The organism is Streptomyces fuscichromogenes (assembly GCF_014645815.1).
In the GTDB taxonomy this organism is placed as follows: Bacteria; Actinomycetota; Actinomycetes; order Streptomycetales; family Streptomycetaceae; genus Streptomyces; species Streptomyces fuscichromogenes.
Map to the genome: position 1 here is coordinate 61,978 of NZ_BMML01000006.1, position 15,982 is coordinate 77,959.

At 70.6% G+C, this 15,982-nt stretch carries 14 protein-coding genes; 5 read left to right on the top strand and 9 right to left on the bottom strand.

Annotated features, from left to right (window positions below):
* Positions 1-25: 25 nt before the first annotated feature.
* The 6 genes from folE to dacB form a co-directional block, all read right to left on the bottom strand.
* Positions 26-631 carry a GTP cyclohydrolase I FolE gene (gene folE / locus IEZ11_RS14570; RefSeq protein ID WP_189263158.1) on the bottom strand — a complete coding sequence of 202 codons (606 nt, stop codon included), beginning with the start codon at positions 629-631 and terminating at the stop codon, positions 26-28.
* A gap of 135 nt (positions 632-766) precedes the next feature.
* Positions 767-2,806: an ATP-dependent zinc metalloprotease FtsH gene (gene ftsH, locus IEZ11_RS14575; RefSeq protein ID WP_189263159.1), complete on the bottom strand. Its 2,040-nt coding sequence runs from the start codon at positions 2,804-2,806 to the stop codon at positions 767-769.
* 208 nt (positions 2,807-3,014) lie between these two features.
* A complete protein-coding gene (hpt, locus tag IEZ11_RS14580; RefSeq protein ID WP_067240779.1) occupies positions 3,015-3,575 on the bottom strand; it encodes a hypoxanthine phosphoribosyltransferase in 561 nt (186 codons plus the stop codon).
* Between the two features lie 76 nt (positions 3,576-3,651).
* Positions 3,652-4,767 (bottom strand): tRNA lysidine(34) synthetase TilS, encoded by a 1,116-nt coding sequence (gene tilS, locus IEZ11_RS14585; RefSeq protein WP_189263160.1) that lies wholly within the window; start codon positions 4,765-4,767, stop codon positions 3,652-3,654.
* 191 nt (positions 4,768-4,958) lie between these two features.
* Positions 4,959-6,092 carry an Rv3626c family coenzyme F420 biosynthesis-associated protein gene (locus tag IEZ11_RS14590; RefSeq protein ID WP_189263161.1) on the bottom strand — a complete coding sequence of 378 codons (1,134 nt, stop codon included), beginning with the start codon at positions 6,090-6,092 and terminating at the stop codon, positions 4,959-4,961.
* A gap of 130 nt (positions 6,093-6,222) precedes the next feature.
* Positions 6,223-7,896, bottom strand: a complete 1,674-nt coding sequence (gene dacB, locus IEZ11_RS14595; RefSeq protein WP_189263162.1) for a D-alanyl-D-alanine carboxypeptidase/D-alanyl-D-alanine endopeptidase — start codon at positions 7,894-7,896, stop codon at positions 6,223-6,225.
* A gap of 79 nt (positions 7,897-7,975) precedes the next feature.
* Here dacB and IEZ11_RS14600 point away from each other — a divergent pair, with 79 nt between their 5' ends.
* On the top strand, positions 7,976-8,467 hold the full coding sequence (locus IEZ11_RS14600) for an inorganic diphosphatase (protein ID WP_089099927.1): 492 nt from the start codon (positions 7,976-7,978) through the stop codon (positions 8,465-8,467).
* A gap of 129 nt (positions 8,468-8,596) precedes the next feature.
* Positions 8,597-10,255: a threonine/serine exporter family protein gene (locus tag IEZ11_RS14605; RefSeq protein ID WP_189263163.1), complete on the top strand. Its 1,659-nt coding sequence runs from the start codon at positions 8,597-8,599 to the stop codon at positions 10,253-10,255.
* Positions 10,256-10,360: 105 nt separating this feature from the next.
* Here IEZ11_RS14605 and IEZ11_RS14610 read toward each other — a convergent pair whose 3' ends face one another.
* Entirely contained in the window at positions 10,361-11,221 is an 861-nt protein-coding gene (locus IEZ11_RS14610) for a DedA family protein (RefSeq protein ID WP_373294903.1), read from the bottom strand.
* Between the two features lie 141 nt (positions 11,222-11,362).
* Between IEZ11_RS14610 and IEZ11_RS14615 the strand changes: the two genes are divergently transcribed.
* Complete coding sequence (locus tag IEZ11_RS14615; RefSeq protein WP_189263165.1) at positions 11,363-11,731, top strand: YbjQ family protein; 369 nt, start codon at positions 11,363-11,365, stop codon at positions 11,729-11,731.
* On the opposite strand, the gene IEZ11_RS14620 is transcribed toward IEZ11_RS14615, so the two are convergent.
* Entirely contained in the window at positions 11,732-12,502 is a 771-nt protein-coding gene (locus tag IEZ11_RS14620; RefSeq protein ID WP_189263166.1) for a MerR family transcriptional regulator, read from the bottom strand.
* A gap of 133 nt (positions 12,503-12,635) precedes the next feature.
* Between IEZ11_RS14620 and IEZ11_RS14625 the strand changes: the two genes are divergently transcribed.
* Both IEZ11_RS14625 and gad read left to right on the top strand, forming a co-directional pair.
* Positions 12,636-13,922, top strand: coding sequence for an ion channel protein (locus IEZ11_RS14625; RefSeq protein ID WP_189263167.1), 1,287 nt, complete (start codon positions 12,636-12,638; stop codon positions 13,920-13,922).
* Between the two features lie 32 nt (positions 13,923-13,954).
* On the top strand, positions 13,955-15,355 hold the full coding sequence (gad, locus tag IEZ11_RS14630; RefSeq protein ID WP_189263168.1) for a glutamate decarboxylase: 1,401 nt from the start codon (positions 13,955-13,957) through the stop codon (positions 15,353-15,355).
* Positions 15,356-15,407: 52 nt separating this feature from the next.
* Here the strand turns inward: gad and IEZ11_RS14635 are convergent, their stop codons facing one another.
* On the bottom strand, positions 15,408-15,944 hold the full coding sequence (locus tag IEZ11_RS14635) for a DinB family protein (RefSeq protein WP_189263169.1): 537 nt from the start codon (positions 15,942-15,944) through the stop codon (positions 15,408-15,410).
* Positions 15,945-15,982 lie beyond the last annotated feature (38 nt).

Below are 15,982 nucleotides of genomic sequence, written 5' to 3' on the forward strand. Positions count from 1 at the left end.
GCGCCGCACATCCCTGGCGCGGAGGTCAGCGCGCCAGTATCAGGCTCATCGCCTCGGCGCGGGTCGTGGCATCCCTGAGCTGGCCACGGACCGCTGACGTCGTCGTCTTGGCACCCGGCTTCCGGATCCCCCGCACCGACATGCACATGTGCTCGGCCTCGACCACGACGATCACGCCCCGGGCCTCGAGAATCCGCATGAGCGAGTCCGCGATCTGCGTGGTGAGTCGTTCCTGCACCTGAAGGCGGCGCGCGAACACCTCGACCAGACGCGCGAGCTTCGACAGACCCGTGATCTTGCCGGTCTCCGCCGGGATGTAGCCGACATGGGCCACACCGTGGAACGGCAACATGTGGTGCTCGCACAGACTCACGATCTCGATGTCCTTCACCAGGACCATCTCGTCGTGTCCCAGGTCGAACGTCGTCGTCAGGACCTCCTCGGGCGACTGGTGGTTCCCCGCCAGAAGCTCGCGATAGGCCCGCGCCACCCGTGCCGGAGTCTCCCGGAGGCCCTCACGGTCCGGATCCTCGCCGACCGCGATGAGAAGTTCGCGTACGGCGTTCTCGGCGCGTTTCTCGTCGAACTCGCCGATGGTGCCCTCGCCGTCCAGGGTCACGGGGTCGGTCATCTGGGTGCCTCGTTCCTTCGGGGCGGCGCACGTGGACCGTGCGCCTCATCTGCGGGCATACCGAAATGCCGCGCCCCCCAGGCTAGATCCTGGGGGGCGCGGCATCCATTCCGAGCCAGGCGAGGCCGGTGTGACTCAGCTCTCGGGACGGTCCTCCGGGGCCTTCTCGACCGCGGTGGCGGGCTCGGCCGCCGTGGACTTCACCGTGCTGATCGCCGGCGTCGAGCCGTTCGCCCCGTTGGTCAGTGCGAGCTCCCTGGGGGAGAGCACCGGCGGGCGGGTGGACGGCGTACGGCGGGAGGAGCCGGTCCACGCGGGACGCGCGGGCCGCTTGTGGATCGCCGCGAAGACCTCGGCGATCTCCTCCTTGTTCAGGGTCTCCTTCTCCAGAAGCTGGAGCACCAGGTTGTCGAGGACGTCGCGGTTCTCGACCAGGATCTCCCAGGCTTCGTTATGCGCGTTCTCGATCAGTTTCTTGACTTCCTCGTCCACCAGGGCGGCGACCTCTTCCGAGTAGTCGCGCTGGTGGGACATCTCACGGCCGAGGAAGGGCTCGGTGTTGTCGCCGCCGAACTTGATCGCGCCGAGACGCTCGGTCATGCCGTACTGCGTGACCATCGCGCGAGCGGTGGCCGTGGCCTTCTCGATGTCGTTGGCGGCGCCGGTGGTCGGGTCGTGGAAGACCAGTTCCTCGGCCGCGCGGCCGCCCAGCATGTAGGCGAGCTGGTCGAGCATCTCGTTGCGCGTGGTCGAGTACTTGTCCTCGTCCGGCAGGACCATCGTGTAGCCGAGGGCACGGCCCCGGGACAGGATCGTGATCTTGTGGACCGGGTCGGAGTTCGGGGAGGCCGCCGCGACCAGGGCGTGTCCGCCCTCGTGGTACGCGGTGATCTTCTTCTCCTTGTCCGACATGATCCGGGTCCGCTTCTGCGGGCCCGCGACCACACGGTCGATCGCCTCGTCGAGCATCAGGTTGTCGATGAGCTTGCGGTCGCTGCGGGCCGTGAGCAGCGCCGCCTCGTTCAGCACGTTCGACAGGTCCGCGCCGGTGAAGCCCGGCGTACGGCGGGCGACCGCCGCGAGGTCGACGTCGGGCGCGACCGGCTTGCCCTTCTGGTGGACCTTGAGGATCTCCAGGCGGCCCTGGAGGTCCGGCGGGTCGACCGCGATCTGGCGGTCGAAGCGGCCCGGACGCAGCAGCGCCGGGTCGAGGATGTCGGGCCGGTTCGTCGCGGCGATGAGGATCACGCCGCCCTTGACGTCGAAGCCGTCCATCTCGACGAGCAGCTGGTTCAGCGTCTGCTCGCGCTCGTCGTGACCGCCGCCGAGGCCGGCGCCGCGGTGGCGGCCGACCGCGTCGATCTCGTCGACGAAGACGATCGCCGGGGCGTTCGCCTTGGCCTGCTCGAAGAGGTCACGGACCCGGGAGGCACCGACACCGACGAACATCTCGACGAAGTCGGAACCGGAGATCGAGTAGAAGGGCACCCCGGCCTCGCCGGCGACGGCACGCGCGAGCAGCGTCTTGCCGGTGCCGGGACGGCCGTAGAGGAGCACGCCCTTGGGGATCTTGGCGCCGACCGCCTGGAACTTGGCCGGCTCCTGGAGGAACTCCTTGATCTCGTGGAGTTCCTCGACGGCCTCGTCGCAGCCCGCGACGTCCGCGAAGGTCGTCTTCGGGGTGTCCTTGGTGATGAGCTTCGCCTTGGACTTGCCGAAGTTCATGACCCGGGAGCCGCCGCCCTGCATCTGATTCATCAGGAACAGGAAGACGACCACGATGAGGACGAAGGGCAGCAGGGACAGCAGGACGCTGACGAACGCGTTCTGCTTGGTCGGCGCGACGGTGTACCCGTCGGGGATCTGCTTGTCCTGGTACTTGGTCTGCAGCGTGTTGGCGAGGGTGACGCCCTGGTCGCCGATGTAGCTCGCCTGGATCTTCGAGCTGCCGTCGACCTTCTCGCCGTTCTTGAGCGTGACCTTGATGGTCTGCTCGTCACCGGTGGTCAGCTTGGCCGATTCCACCTTGTTGTCATTGATCGCCGCCACGACCTGGCCGGTGTCCACCGTCTTGTAGCCGCCGGACGAGCCGACGACCTGCATCAACACGACCACGGCAAGGACGGCCAGCACGATCCACATGACCGGCCCACGGAAGTATCGCTTCACGTCCATCCATACGGAGCGGTGTCGCCCCGTCCCTCCTGCCATAGTGAGTTTGATAAGACAGTTCTTCTGACGGTACCCCAGCATTGTGGCCCGAAGCCGCACTGAGCCGCTCGGACGGCTGGTGAACCCGCCTCTGCATGCTCCAACGGCGCGAAACCCGCTGGGGTTCCCGATCGTCTTACGTAAGTGGACCTCCGGCGTATCAGCCGGAGGTTCAGCCGCCGTAGACGTGAGGCGCGAGCGTACCGACGAACGGGAGATTGCGGTACTTCTCGGCGTAGTCGAGGCCGTAGCCGACGACGAACTCGTTGGGGATGTCGAAGCCGACCCACTCGACGTCGATGGCGACCTTGGCCGCGTCCGGCTTGCGCAGCAGCGTGCAGATCTTCAGGCTCTCGGGCTCACGGGAGCCGAGGTTGTTGATCAGCCAGGACAGGGTCAGGCCCGAGTCGATGATGTCCTCGACGATCAGGACGTGCCTGCCCTTGATGTCGGTGTCGAGGTCCTTGAGGATCCGCACCACACCGGAGGACTGGGTGCCCGCGCCGTACGAGGACACGGCCATCCAGTCCATGGTGACGGGGGTGGACAGCGCCCGGGCGAGGTCCGCCATGACCATCACGGCGCCCTTGAGGACGCCGACGATGAGCAGGTCCTTGCCCGCGTACTCCGCGTCGATCTTCGCGGCCAGCTCGGCCAGCTTCGCGTCGATCTCTTCCTTGGTGATGAGCACCTGCTGGAGGTCGGCACCCATGTCTTTCGCGTCCACCCGCATCACTTTCGGTCGGTCGTCCCACCGGCCTACCCGGCCCTTCACAGGAGCACCGAGGAGCTCTCCGCGAGGTAGGGATTCAGCCTTGCCGAATCACCAGTCTGCCACCCTGGCGCTGGGCGACGACTTTGCCGGGGAGATTGATGGCCCCCTGGCCGCGCCAGCCGGTGATCAGGCGGTCGACTTCCTCGATGTGCCGGGCGAACAGGGAGCCGGCCGGCGCGCCCGCCTCGATGGCGGCCCGGCGCAGGATCCGGCGGCGCACCGCGGGGGGCAGGGCGTAGAGCTTGGCGCACTCCAGCAGGCCCGCCGCGTCCCGTACGGAGGCCTCGGCCTGGCTGGCCCAGGTGTCGAGGGCGTCGGCGTCGTCGCGGGAGAGCTGGGCGGTGCGGGCGAGCGCCTCGACGACCCCCTTGCCGAGGGCCTTCTCCAGGGCGGGCAGGCCCTCGTGGCGGAGCCGGGAGCGGGTGTACGCCGGGTCCGCGTTGTGAGGATCGTCCCAGACGGGCAGGGCCTGGACCAGGCAGGCCTTGCGGGCGGTCTGCCGGTCCAGCTGGAGGAACGGGCGGCGGTAACGGCCGCCGGCCCCCGAGACCGCGGCCATTCCGGACAGGGAGCGGATGCCGGAGCCGCGGGCGAGGCCGAGCAGGACGGTCTCGGCCTGGTCGTCCCTGGTGTGGCCGAGCAGGATCGCGGTGCCGCCGTGCCGTTCGAGGGCGGCGTCCAGGGCGGCGTAGCGGGCGTCCCGGGCGGCGGCTTCGGGACCGCCGTCGCGGCCGACGGTCACGGTGATGGCCTCGACCGGGTCGAGGCCCAGTTCGCGAAGGCGCAGGACGACTTCGTCGGCGCGCAGGTCGGAGCCGGCCTGCAGACCGTGGTCGACGGTGATGCCGCCCGCGCGGATGCCGAGCTTGGGGGCCTCGAAGGCGAGGGCCGAGGCGAGCGCCATGGAGTCGGCGCCGCCGGAGCACGCGACGAGGACGAGCGGGGAGGGGGGCCGCTCGTTCGGTGTCTGCTCCGGGATCTCCGGGATACCGCCGAGGGGGCGCGCACAGCGCGCGCCGATGCGGCCGCCGACGCGTTCACCGGCTCGTTCACCGGCGGTGCGGGGGTGGCGGCTGTGGTCGGTCAGGATGTCGTGGAGGACGCGGCGGACCGCCAGGCGTATCGCCGCGACCGCAGGATGGGGACCCATGTCCGGTTCCCTTCATGAAGTTTTCGGGGGGTGAACCCGAGATCGGTCACTCAGAGTGTGTAGATGGTGACAGAAACGGGCCGTTCCCCGAGCATTGCACGCCTACCCATCGCTCACGGTCCCTCGGACGGGTGATTGGAGGGGCGTTCGCCTGCCGTCGGCCGGTTTCGGCTCACCGCACCTCCGCTGGCTCACGACTCGGCCTTGCGGTGCACCCGCGCGACCCAGTCCGCCGGTTTGGCGATCTCCGCCTTGGTCGGCAATGTGTTCGGAGAGGTCCACACCCGGTTGAAGCCGTCCATGCCGACCTGTTCGACGACGGCCCGCACGAAGCGTTCGCCGTCCCGGTACTGACGGAGTTTGGCATCCAGACCGAGCAGCCTGCGCAGGGTCATGTCCAGCCGGGAGGCGCCCTTGGCGCGCCGCTGCTGGAACTTCTCGCGGATCTCGGCGACGGTCGGTACGACCGCGGGTCCGACGCCGTCCATGACGAAGTCGGCGTGGCCCTCCAGGAGGGACATGACGGCGGTGAGCCGGCCGAGGATCTCGCGCTGGGCGGGGGTCTGCACCAGTTCGACGAACGAGCGTCCGCCGTCGTCCTCCTCGGCCTCGGGGCGGCCGCCGGCGAGGGACTGGGCGGCGTCCCGGACGCGTTCGAGGACGGTCATCGGGTCGACGTCGGTCTCCGAGAGGAACGACTGGATCTCGCCCTCCAGATGGGCGCGCAGCCAGGGCACCGCCGAGAACTGGGTGCGGTGCGTCTCCTCGTGCAGGCACACCCACAGGCGGAAGTCGTGGGGCTGTACGTCGAGTTCGCGCTCCACGTGGACGATGTTGGGGGCGACGAGCAGCAGCCGGCCACCGCCGTTCTCGTCCGCCGGGAGGTCGCGGGAGGAAGGGGCGAAGGTCTCGTACTGGCCGAGGACCCGGGACGACAGGAACGACAGGAGCATGCCGAGCTCCACGCCGGTGACCTTGCCGCCGACCGCGCCGAGGACCGTGCCGCCGGGGGTGCCCGCCCGCCGCTCCTGCATCTTTTCCAGCAGGGGCTTGAGGAGCTCCCGGAACCCGGCGACGTTCGCCTTCACCCAGCCGGGCCTGTCCACCACCAGAACGGGGGTGTCGTGCACATCGCCGGTCCCCATACGGGTGAAGCCCCGGACGTGTTCCTCCGAGGCCTTCGCGTGCCGCCGCAGCTCCGCGACGATGTCCCGGGCCTCGTCGCGGCTCACCTCGGGGCCCGGCCGCACGAGCCGGGTCGCGGTCGCCACCGCGAGATTCCAGTCGACCATCCCAGATGAAGCAGCGCCACCGATGCTCGTCATGCGTCAACCGTACGTTAGCGCTCCCACTTGGGGCAGGCCGTGCGGGTTGGTGAGGTTGGCGTGACTTGTTCGGTGGGCCGGCGTCGGGGGCGCTCGCATCGGCGGAGCGAGGTCACTTTTCAGGGTGTGGTTACAGGCCCGCCAGGGCCGTCGCCGCTGTGTCCAGAGCCGCCTGGGCCTCCACCGGGTTGGTCGTGTTCGAGGTCAGGAAGGCGAAGACCAGGAGGCGGCCGTCCTTGTCGACGACCGTGCCCGCGAGGGTGTTGACGCCGGTCAGGGTGCCGGTCTTCGCCCGGACGACGCCGGCCGCACCGTCCGTGTAGCGGTTGGTGAGGGTGCCCGTGAAGCCGGCGACGGGGAGGCCGGTGAGGACCGCGCGCAGGCCCGGCCGGTCCGCGTCGGCGGCCTTGACGAGAAGGGCGGTGAGGAGGTTCGCCGTCAGCCGGTCGTCGCGGTTCAGGCCGCTGCCGTCGTGGAAGGAGGCGCCGGTCATCGGCAGGCCCAGCTTGGTGAGTTGGGCGTCGATCGCGGCCGCTCCCCCGGCGAAGCTGGCCGGCCTGCCGCTCGCCAGCGCGGTCTGGCGGGCCAGGGCCTCGGCGATGTCGTTGTCGCTGTTGGTCAGCATGCGCTCGACGACCGAGGACAGCGGCGGCGAGGAGACGGTGGCCAGGGTGTCGGCCCGGCTGCTCGCCTTGGAGGTGCCCGGCGCCGAGGTCCTGATGCCGGCGGCCGTCAGGAAGCCCGCGAACTTCCGTGCCGCGTCGGCCGCCGGGTCGCCCACCCGGATCACCGGCCCCTCGACGGAGTCGTCGGTGCGGCCCTCGTCGGCCGTCAGGGGACTCACGCGCGCGAGGTTCTCGTTGACGCCGACGGGGTGCAGGTCGGGTCCGGAGTAGAGCGTGGTGTCGTACGAGAGGGTGACCTCTCTGATGCCCCGCGCGGTCAGCGACTTCGCCGTCGCGGTGGCGAGGGTGCGCAGGCTCGCCCAGCCCGCCGCGTCCTTGCGGGCGGTCAGGGTGGGGTCGCCGCCGCCGACCAGGACGACCTCCCTGGTGCCGGGTTCGAGCGCCACGCGCGTGGTGAAGCGGTGGTCGGGGCCGAGGGCGGAGAGGGCGGCGACCGCGGTGGCGATCTTGGTGGTGGAGGCGGGGGTGAGGGCCGTGTCGGCGCCGGAGCCGTACAGGCGCCTGCCGCTGGCCACGTCGACGACCGCGGCGGTGCGGGTGCTGCCGAGCGCCGGGGCGTCCAGCAGGGGCCCCAGGACGCCGGTGAGGGCCGCTCCGGAGATTCCGGCGGACTTCCCGGCGGGCGCCGACTTCACGGTGTTCGTGGCGCCGTCCAGGCCCGTCAGGACGGATCCGGCGCTGGGCGCGGGGGTGGGTCCGCCGTCGGCTGTGACGGAGTCCGCACCGGAGCCGTGATCTGTGCCACCCGTCCGCTCCAGGGCGGTGGCCCGGTCCCGCTCGGCCGTACGCTGGCCGTCGGCGTCCCAGGGGCCCGCCGCGGTCACCACACCGGCGGCCAGGGCGAGCCCGGCCGTGGCGGCGCCCGCGGTGTACTGCCAGGTCCTGAGGGTCCGGGACCGAGGTCGAGGGGGGCGGACCAGGGTGGCCAGCCGGGGTCCGGTCGCGCGCGTGACGCGGGCGAGTTCGCGTGCGAGCCATGGTCCCACTGCCCGCCGCACTCGCTCGACCTGCGGTTTCGTGGCGGTCGCGAGGTGCGTGAGCCGCGGTCGTAGGGCGCCCGCGATCTTCCGCACACGCGGTTTCGCGGACTGCCAAGGCCTCAGCTCTGGCACGACCACCAGCCCCTTTCGCGATCACACACCTGCGTGGGGGACACTTAACCATCAGAACTATGTGTTGATCATGGAGGAGCCACCGGTGGAGTTCGACGTCACGATCGAGATCCCGAAGGGTTCGCGGAACAAGTACGAGGTGGACCACGAGACCGGTCGGATCCGCCTGGACCGTCGTCTCTTCACCTCGACCGCCTACCCGACCGACTACGGCTTCGTCGAGAACACCCTCGGCGAGGACGGCGACCCGCTGGACGCGCTGGTCATCCTGGACGAGCCCACCTTCCCGGGCTGCCTCATCAAGTGCCGCGCGATCGGCATGTTCCGGATGACGGACGAGGCCGGCGGCGACGACAAGCTGCTGTGCGTCCCGGCGACCGACCCGCGCGTGGAGCACCTGCGCGACATCCACCACGTGTCGGAGTTCGACCGCCTGGAGATCCAGCACTTCTTCGAGGTCTACAAGGACCTGGAGCCCGGCAAGTCCGTCGAGGGTGCCAACTGGGTGGGCCGCACCGACGCCGAGGTCGAGATCGAGCGGTCGTACAAGCGCTTCAAGGAGTCCGGCGGTCACTGAGACCACCCCGGCAGGCCGAAACCGGGAAACGGGCCGCACGCACGCGTGGGGCCCGTTTTTCGTGTCCGGTGTGCGGTCATGCGCATACTGAGGCTCAGGTGAGGATGTCGTTCAGGGAGCGTTACGACGGTGACGGAGGCGGAGGACCGCAAGCCAGGGCGGGACGAGGCGCGGTACGACCCCGAGCTCACGTCCGAGTTCGCGGTGCCGGCGGGCGTCGCGGCCCCCGAGGGCGGTGGCGGTGAGCCGGAGACCACGTCCGAGTTCGACGTGCCGGCGGGGTTCGAGGCGCGGCCGCCCGCGAGTGCCGACCCGGAGCGGTCCGCGTTCAGCCCGCCGAGCACCTACAGCGCCCATGAGGCACCGCCGGCCTTCACGCCCGCCTCCGGGTTCCCCGCGGTCAGCCTCGTCAAGGACGCGCCCTGGCAGGACCGGATGCGCACGATGCTGCGCATGCCGGTGGCCGAGCGGCCGGCGCCGGAGCCGGTGCAGAAGGCCGACGAGGGCGGTCCCGCCGTCCCGCGTGTGCTCGACCTGACCCTGCGCATCGGGGAGTTGCTGCTGGCGGGCGGCGAGGGCGCGGAGGACGTGGAGGCCGCGATGTTCGCGGTCTGCCGGTCGTACGGTCTCGACCGCTGCGAGCCGGGCGTCACCTTCACGCTGCTGGCGATCTCGTACCAGCCCTCGCTCGTCGACGACCCGGTGACGGCGTCCCGGACGGTGCGGCGGCGCGGGACCGACTACACGCGTCTGGCCGCCGTCTTCCGGCTCGTGGACGACCTCACCGACCCCGAGACCCATGTCTCCCTGGAGGAGGCCTACCGGCGGCTCGCGGAGATCCGCCGCAACCGGCACCCGTACCCCGGCTGGGCGCTGACCGCGGCGAGCGGGCTGCTCGCCGGGGCCGCCTCCGTGCTGGTCGGCGGTGACCTGCTGGTGTTCGTGGCGGCCGCGGTCGGCGCGATGCTCGGCGACCGGCTGGCGTGGCTGTGCGCGGGGCGGGGGCTGCCGGAGTTCTACCAGTTCATGATCGCCGCGATGCCGCCGGCCGCGATCGGGGTCGCCTTCTCGCTCGCCCACGTCGATGTCGCGGCGTCCGCCGTCGTCACCGGTGGACTGTTCGCGCTGCTGCCCGGACGGGCGCTGGTCGCGGGCGTCCAGGACGGGCTCACCGGCTTCTACATCACCGCCGCCGCGCGCCTGCTGGAGGTCATGTACTTCTTCGTCGGCATCGTCATCGGGGTGCTGACGGTCCTGTACTTCGGCGTGAAGCTGGGCGGGAGTCTCAATCCCGACGTGGCGCTCAGCACCTCGCAGCGGCCGCTGCTGCAGATCGCCGCGTCCATGGTGCTGTCGCTGACCTTCGCCGTCCTGCTCCAGCAGGAACGGTCCACCGTGCTGGCCGTGACCCTCAACGGCGGTGTCGCGTGGTCGGTCTACGGCGCGATGCGCTACGCCGGGGAGATCTCGCCGGTCGCCTCCACGGCCGTCGCGGCAGGCCTCGTGGGGCTGTTCGGGCAGTTGCTGTCGCGGTACCGGTTCGCGTCCGCGCTGCCGTACACGACGGCGGCGATCGGGCCGCTGCTGCCGGGTTCGGCGACCTATTTCGGGCTGCTGTCGATGGCCCAGAACGAGGTCGACAGGGGACTGGTCTCGCTGGCCAAGGCGGCGTCCCTGGCCATGGCGATCGCCATCGGGGTCAATCTCGGTTCGGAGATCTCCCGGCTGACCCTGCGGGTGGGGTCGGCCGGGAAGCGCAGGGCCGCCAAGAGGACCAGGGGGTTCTGAGCGCCTACGGAGGAGCCGGTGCGGGTGCGTCGGCGGGTGTGGGTGCGTCGTGGCTTGTCGCGCGGTTCCCCGCGCCCCCAGAAGACGAAGACAGGGCGTCGCCGCTTACGGCGCCTGGTAGTGGTCCTCGGTGTACGGGTTCTGCTGCTGGCCGTAGCCGTTCTGGCCATAGCCCTGCTGGCTGTAGCCGCCCTGGTCGTAGTACGGCTGCTGGCTGTAGGGCTGCTGGGGCTGCCGGCCGTACTGCTGCTGGGGCTGCTGGGGGGTGTACGTCGGCTCGATGCGGCGGAGCTGGGTCGTCGCGTCGTCCATGACCGGGGCGGCCGGCTGCTGCGGGCGGGGCTCCTTCCTGGCCTTCGCGCGGGCCCGCAGGAACTCGATGATGATCGGGACCACCGAGACGAGGACGATCAGGATCAGGATCGCCTCGATGTTGTTCTTCACCACGTCGATCTTGCCGAGCCAGGAGCCGAGCAGGGTGACGCCGGCGCCCCACAGGACGCCGCCGATGACGTTGAACGTCAGGAACGAGCGGTAGGCCATGCCGCTGACGCCGGCGATGATCGGCGTGAACGTACGGATCACCGGCACGAAGCGGGCCAGGATCAGGGACTTCGGGCCGTGCTTCTCGAAGAACTCGTGCGCCTTGGCGATGTTCTCCTGCTTGAACAGGCGGGAGTCCGGGCGGTTGAAGAGCGACGGGCCGACCTTCTTGCCGAACATGTAGCCCGCCTGGTCGCCCAGGATCGCGGCGACGCAGATCAGGGCGATGGCGGCCCACAGCGGGAAGTCCAGCTGGTGCGAGGTGATCAGCAGGCCGCAGGTGAACAGGAGCGAGTCGCCCGGGAGGAAGAAGCCGATCAGGAGGCCGGACTCGGCGAAGACGACCAGGAGCAGGCCCCAGATGCCGAACGAGTCGAGAAGTTTGTTCGGATCGAGCCAGCTCGGGCCGAGGGCCATCGTCATCACGGTTCCGGGCTCCTGAAGGGGGAAGGCACGTCGGGTTCCTTGTGCGGGCGCACAAAGCTATCAACGTAATGTGTCCGCCCCAGGTTCCACCGGTGGAACCTGGGTGGACTGTGCCCGGCCTGGGGAATGGCTGTGGACATGGGTATCGAAGAGTACGGCGGCGGTCAGGGACCGCAGGCCGATGTCCTGGTCGTCACGACGAACGACGTTCCCGGGTACCGGGTGCGGGAGGTGGTCGGCGAGGTCTTCGGGCTGACCGTGCGCTCCCGGCACCTCGGCAGCCAGATCGGCGCGGGTCTGAAGTCGATGATCGGCGGCGAGCTGAAAGGGCTGACGAAGACGCTCGTCCAGACCCGCAACCAGGCCATGGAGCGGCTGATCGAGCAGGCACGCGCGCGTGGTGCCAACGCCGTGCTGGCCTTCCGGTTCGACGTGACCGAGGCGGCGGACGTCGGGACCGAGGTGTGTGCCTACGGGACCGCCGTGATCATCGACAGGGCCGTCTAGTCAGACCGCGTGCCGGGCCGCGTTCGCCTCGATCGCCTCCTTCAGGTGGGCGGCGAGGCCCGGCGCCATCGTGTCGTAGTGAACCTTGAAGCGCTCGTCGGAGACGTACATCACGGCGAGGCAGCGGTGCATCTCGTGCGGGCAGTCGTAGAACCAGGCCGAGATGTGCCGCCGGTGTTCCTCGGCCATGTCCATGGCCCGTGCGCCGGCCGGCGGCTCGGCCGCGGTCACCAGGGCGGCGTAACGCCCGCCCCAGTCGTCGGCCTCGGCCTGCATGCGCTGCCAGTCGGCCTTGCCGTAGCGGGCCGCGCGGCGCTGCGACTCGGCGTAGGCCTCGGTGCCGCCCCAGCGCTGCCCGGCCTCCTCGGCGTACTGCTCGGGGTCCTTGTCGCCGAAGACCTCGAAGCGTTCCTCGGGGGTGAGGTCGATGCCCATTCTGCGTGCCTCCATGGCGTGTTCGACGGCCGCGGCCATCTTCTGGAGCTTCCCGATCCGCGCGGTCAGCAGTTCGTGCTGCCGGCGCAGATGTGCGCGCGGATCCGTCTGTCCGGTGGCCTCGCCGTCGAGCAGGGCCGCGACCTCGTCGAGCGGGAAGCCGAGCTCCCGGTAGAACAGGATCTTCTGGAGCCGGTCGAGGTCGGCGTCGCCGTAGCGCCGGTGGCCCGCGCCGCTGCGCTCGCCCGGCACCAGGAGGCCGATCTCGTCGTAGTGGTGCAGCGTGCGCACGGTGACGCCGGCGAATCCGGCGACCTGTCCCACGGTGTAGCTCACGTCGGCTCCTCCTCGTTCCCTTCCGCGCTCCAGCCTGGGGCCTCACGCCACGTGAGGTGCAAGCCCGTGCCGCAGGGAGGTTTTCAGAAGCCTTCGGGATGTTGTGTCGGTTTTGCCCGCTTATCGTGGGCCCGTGGCCCAGGACACCGCGCAGCAGGCGCTTCCCACCCCGCCCTCGGCCCCCGCGCGTGCCCTGCTGCCGCTGATCCTGCCCGCGCTCGTCGTCGGTGTCGGCAGCAGCCTGCTGTTCGTGCTGGTGAGCTCGCTGGCCGAGCGGTTGCAGCACGTGCTGTGGACCGACCTGCCGGACGCGCTCGGCATCGGACGGTACTCGGTGCTGTGGATTCTGGTGATGCTCACGGCCACCGGGATCGCGGTGGGGCTGGTGGTGTGGAAGGTGCCCGGACACGCGGGGCCCGATCCGGCCACCCTGGGCCTGGAGGCGGTGGCGCTGCCGCCGGCCGTGCTGCCGGGGCTGGTGCTGGCGACCGCGCTGATGCTGGCGGGCGGGCCGAGCCTGGGCCCCGAGAACCCGATCATCGCCGTCAACGTCGGGCTCGCGCTGTGGCTGGGCCGGCTCGCGAGGCCCCGGCTGCCGGGCTCGCTGTGGCCCGCGCTGGCCGACGCGGCGACGCTCGGCGCGCTGTTCGGCACCCCGGTGGCGGCGGCCCTGGTGATCTCCGAGGCGCTGGCCGGGAAGCCGTTGAAGGGTGCCCTGTGGGACAACCTCTTCGGGCCGCTGATGGCCGCTGGGGCGGGTGCGATGACCACCGCCCTGGTGTCCCGTCCGACCCTGGACCTCGGCCTGCCCGCCATGGGCGCGCCGCGCTGGCCCGATCTGCTGGCCGCCCTGGTGGTCGCCCCCGCGGCGGCACTGCTCGGCATGTGCGCCGTCCGCGCCTTCCCGTACGTCCACGGCGTCTTCCGGCGCCTCGGGCACCCCATGGTGGCCCTGCCGGCCGGCGGGCTCGTGCTGGGCCTCCTGGGGGCGCTGGGCGGCCCGCTGACGCTCTTCAAGGGGCTGGACGAGGTCGCGGAGCTGGCGAAGGACCCGGCGGGCTGGTCGGCCGGGCAGTACGCCGTGATGACGGTCGTCAAGCTGGCCGCGCTGCTGGTGGCCGCCGCCTGCGGGTTCCGCGGCGGCCGGATCTTCCCGTCGGTTTTCATCGGCGCCGCCTTCGGGCTGTGCGCCCACGCCCTGGTGTCCGCCGTCCAGCCCTCGGTGGGCGTGGCGGCGGGCGTGCTGGGCATGCTGCTGGCCGTCACCCGCCAGGGCTGGGTGAGCCTGTTCACGGCCGCGGTGCTGGTGGCCTCGCCGAGCATCACCGCGTTGCTGTGCATCGCGTCGCTGCCCGCGTGGCTCCTGGTGACCGGGCGGCCGAGAATGCAGTTGCGGGCGGACGGTACGGCCCTGCGCTGATCCTTGTGAATTCCTCTAGGAGGCACTCTTCCATGCCACTCCACAAAGGCCCCCAGAAGCACCAAGAGCGACCCATGTCCGTCAACCCGTTCTTCGGCGAGGCGAACCCGGTCGCCGGCATGGCCGAGGCCCCGCCCACGCACCGGCTGCCGGACGGCCCGCTGCCGCCCTCCACCGCCTACCAGCTGGTGCACGACGAGCTGATGCTGGACGGCAACGCCCGTCTGAATCTGGCCACTTTCGTCACCACGTGGATGGAGCCCCAGGCCGGGATCCTGATGGCGGAGTGCAACGACAAGAACATGATCGACAAGGACGAGTACCCGCGCACCGCCGAACTGGAGCGGCGCTGCGTGGCGATGCTCGCCGACCTGTGGAACGCGCCGGATCCGGCCAACACCATCGGCTGTTCCACGACCGGTTCCAGCGAGGCCTGCATGCTGGCCGGGATGGCGCTGAAGCGCCGCTGGAGCAGGCGGAACCCCACCCCGACGGGCCGCCCGAACCTCATCATGGGCATCAACGTCCAGGTCTGCTGGGAGAAGTTCTGCAACTTCTGGGAGGTGGAGCCGCGGTTCGTCCCCATGGACGGCGAGCGCTACCACCTGGATCCGCAGGCCGCCGCCGACCTCTGCGACGAGAACACCATCGGGGTCGTCGCCATCCTCGGCTCCACCTTCGACGGGTCCTACGAGCCGGTCGCCGACCTCTGCGCGGCCCTGGACGCCCTCCAGGAGCGCACCGGGACCGACGTCCCGGTCCATGTGGACGGCGCCTCCGGCGGGATGGTCGCACCCTTCCTCGACGAGGACCTGGTGTGGGACTTCCGGCTGCCGCGGGTGGCGTCGATCAACACCTCGGGGCACAAGTACGGCCTGGTATACCCGGGCGTCGGCTGGGCGCTGTGGCGGGACAAGGAGGCGCTGCCCGAGGAACTGGTCTTCCGGGTCAACTACCTGGGCGGCGACATGCCCACCTTCGCCCTCAACTTCTCCCGCCCCGGCGCCCAGGTGGTCGCGCAGTACTACACGTTCCTGCGGCTCGGCCGGGACGGCTACCGCGCGGTGCAGCAGGCCTCGCGGGACGTGGCGACCGGGCTCGCCGCGCGCGTCGAGGCGCTCGGCGACTTCCGGCTGCTCACCCGCGGCGACGAGCTGCCCGTGTTCGCCTTCACGACCGCCGACCACGTGACGTCGTACGACGTCTTCGACGTCTCCCGGCGGCTGCGCGAGGGCGGCTGGCTGGTGCCGGCGTACACCTTCCCGGCGAACCGGGAGGACCTGTCGGTGCTCCGGGTGGTGTGCCGCAACGGCTTCTCCAAGGACCTGGCCGACCTGTTCGTCGAGGACCTGAGCCGGTTGCTGCCGGAACTGCGCCGGCAGCCGCACCCGTTGATCCGGGACAAGGAGGCGGCCACCGGCTTCCACCACTGAGCGGTCCGCTGGAGGGGCCGTGACGGGGCGCTGTCGTCGCCGCGGGTTCGGGTCAGGCGCCCTGTTCCAGCGCCACCAGTGCGAAGGCCGTCTTCCCGTCCAGGGACTCGCGGACGATGTCGGCGTGGCCCGCGTGCCGGGCGGTCTCGCGGATCAGGTGGAGGCAGATCCAGCGCATGGAGACGCTGCCCTCCGGGAACCAGGGGGCCACGGGGAGCGGGACGGTGTCGTCGAGGCTGGGGACCGAGCGGATGAACTTCTCGGTCTCGGCGGCGACCTGCTCCCAGTACGCGAGCTGGGAGGCCACCGTCTCGTCGCCGACCAGTTGGAAGGTCTCGTGCCAGTTGGACTGGTCGCGCTGCATCGCCGGCGGTTCCTGCTTCGCGCGCGCGATCCAGCTCTGCTCGACCTCGGCGCAGTGCTTGAGCAGGCCCGCCAGGGACAGCTCGCTCGCGCTCGGCCGGCTCGCCGCCTGCTCGTCCGTGAGGCCGAGCAGCGCCCGGCGGATGCCGCCGCGCTGTTCCTCGATGAAGGAGAGCAGTGCTCCGCGCTCGTCGCCCTGTGCTTCCGCGGGAACGTGAGTGACCATGGCCGGCCGCCTTTCCTCGGGTCGTGTTGCCCTGACCC

What these genes read in the sequence shown, in the direction of transcription:
- tilS (WP_189263160.1), bottom strand. Translation starts at nt 4,767, where the DNA reads ATGGGTCCCCATCCTGCGGTCGCGGCGATACGCCTGGCGGTCCGCCGC.
- IEZ11_RS14615 (WP_189263165.1), top strand. Translation starts at nt 11,363, where the DNA reads ATGGGTATCGAAGAGTACGGCGGCGGTCAGGGACCGCAGGCCGATGTC.
- gad (WP_189263168.1), top strand. Translation starts at nt 13,955, where the DNA reads ATGCCACTCCACAAAGGCCCCCAGAAGCACCAAGAGCGACCCATGTCC.
- hpt (WP_067240779.1), bottom strand. Translation starts at nt 3,575, where the DNA reads ATGCGGGTGGACGCGAAAGACATGGGTGCCGACCTCCAGCAGGTGCTC.
- IEZ11_RS14610 (WP_373294903.1), bottom strand. Translation starts at nt 11,221, where the DNA reads ATGACGATGGCCCTCGGCCCGAGCTGGCTCGATCCGAACAAACTTCTC.
- IEZ11_RS14635 (WP_189263169.1), bottom strand. Translation starts at nt 15,944, where the DNA reads ATGGTCACTCACGTTCCCGCGGAAGCACAGGGCGACGAGCGCGGAGCA.
- ftsH (WP_189263159.1), bottom strand. Translation starts at nt 2,806, where the DNA reads ATGGACGTGAAGCGATACTTCCGTGGGCCGGTCATGTGGATCGTGCTG.
- folE (WP_189263158.1), bottom strand. Translation starts at nt 631, where the DNA reads ATGACCGACCCCGTGACCCTGGACGGCGAGGGCACCATCGGCGAGTTC.
- IEZ11_RS14590 (WP_189263161.1), bottom strand. Translation starts at nt 6,092, where the DNA reads ATGACGAGCATCGGTGGCGCTGCTTCATCTGGGATGGTCGACTGGAAT.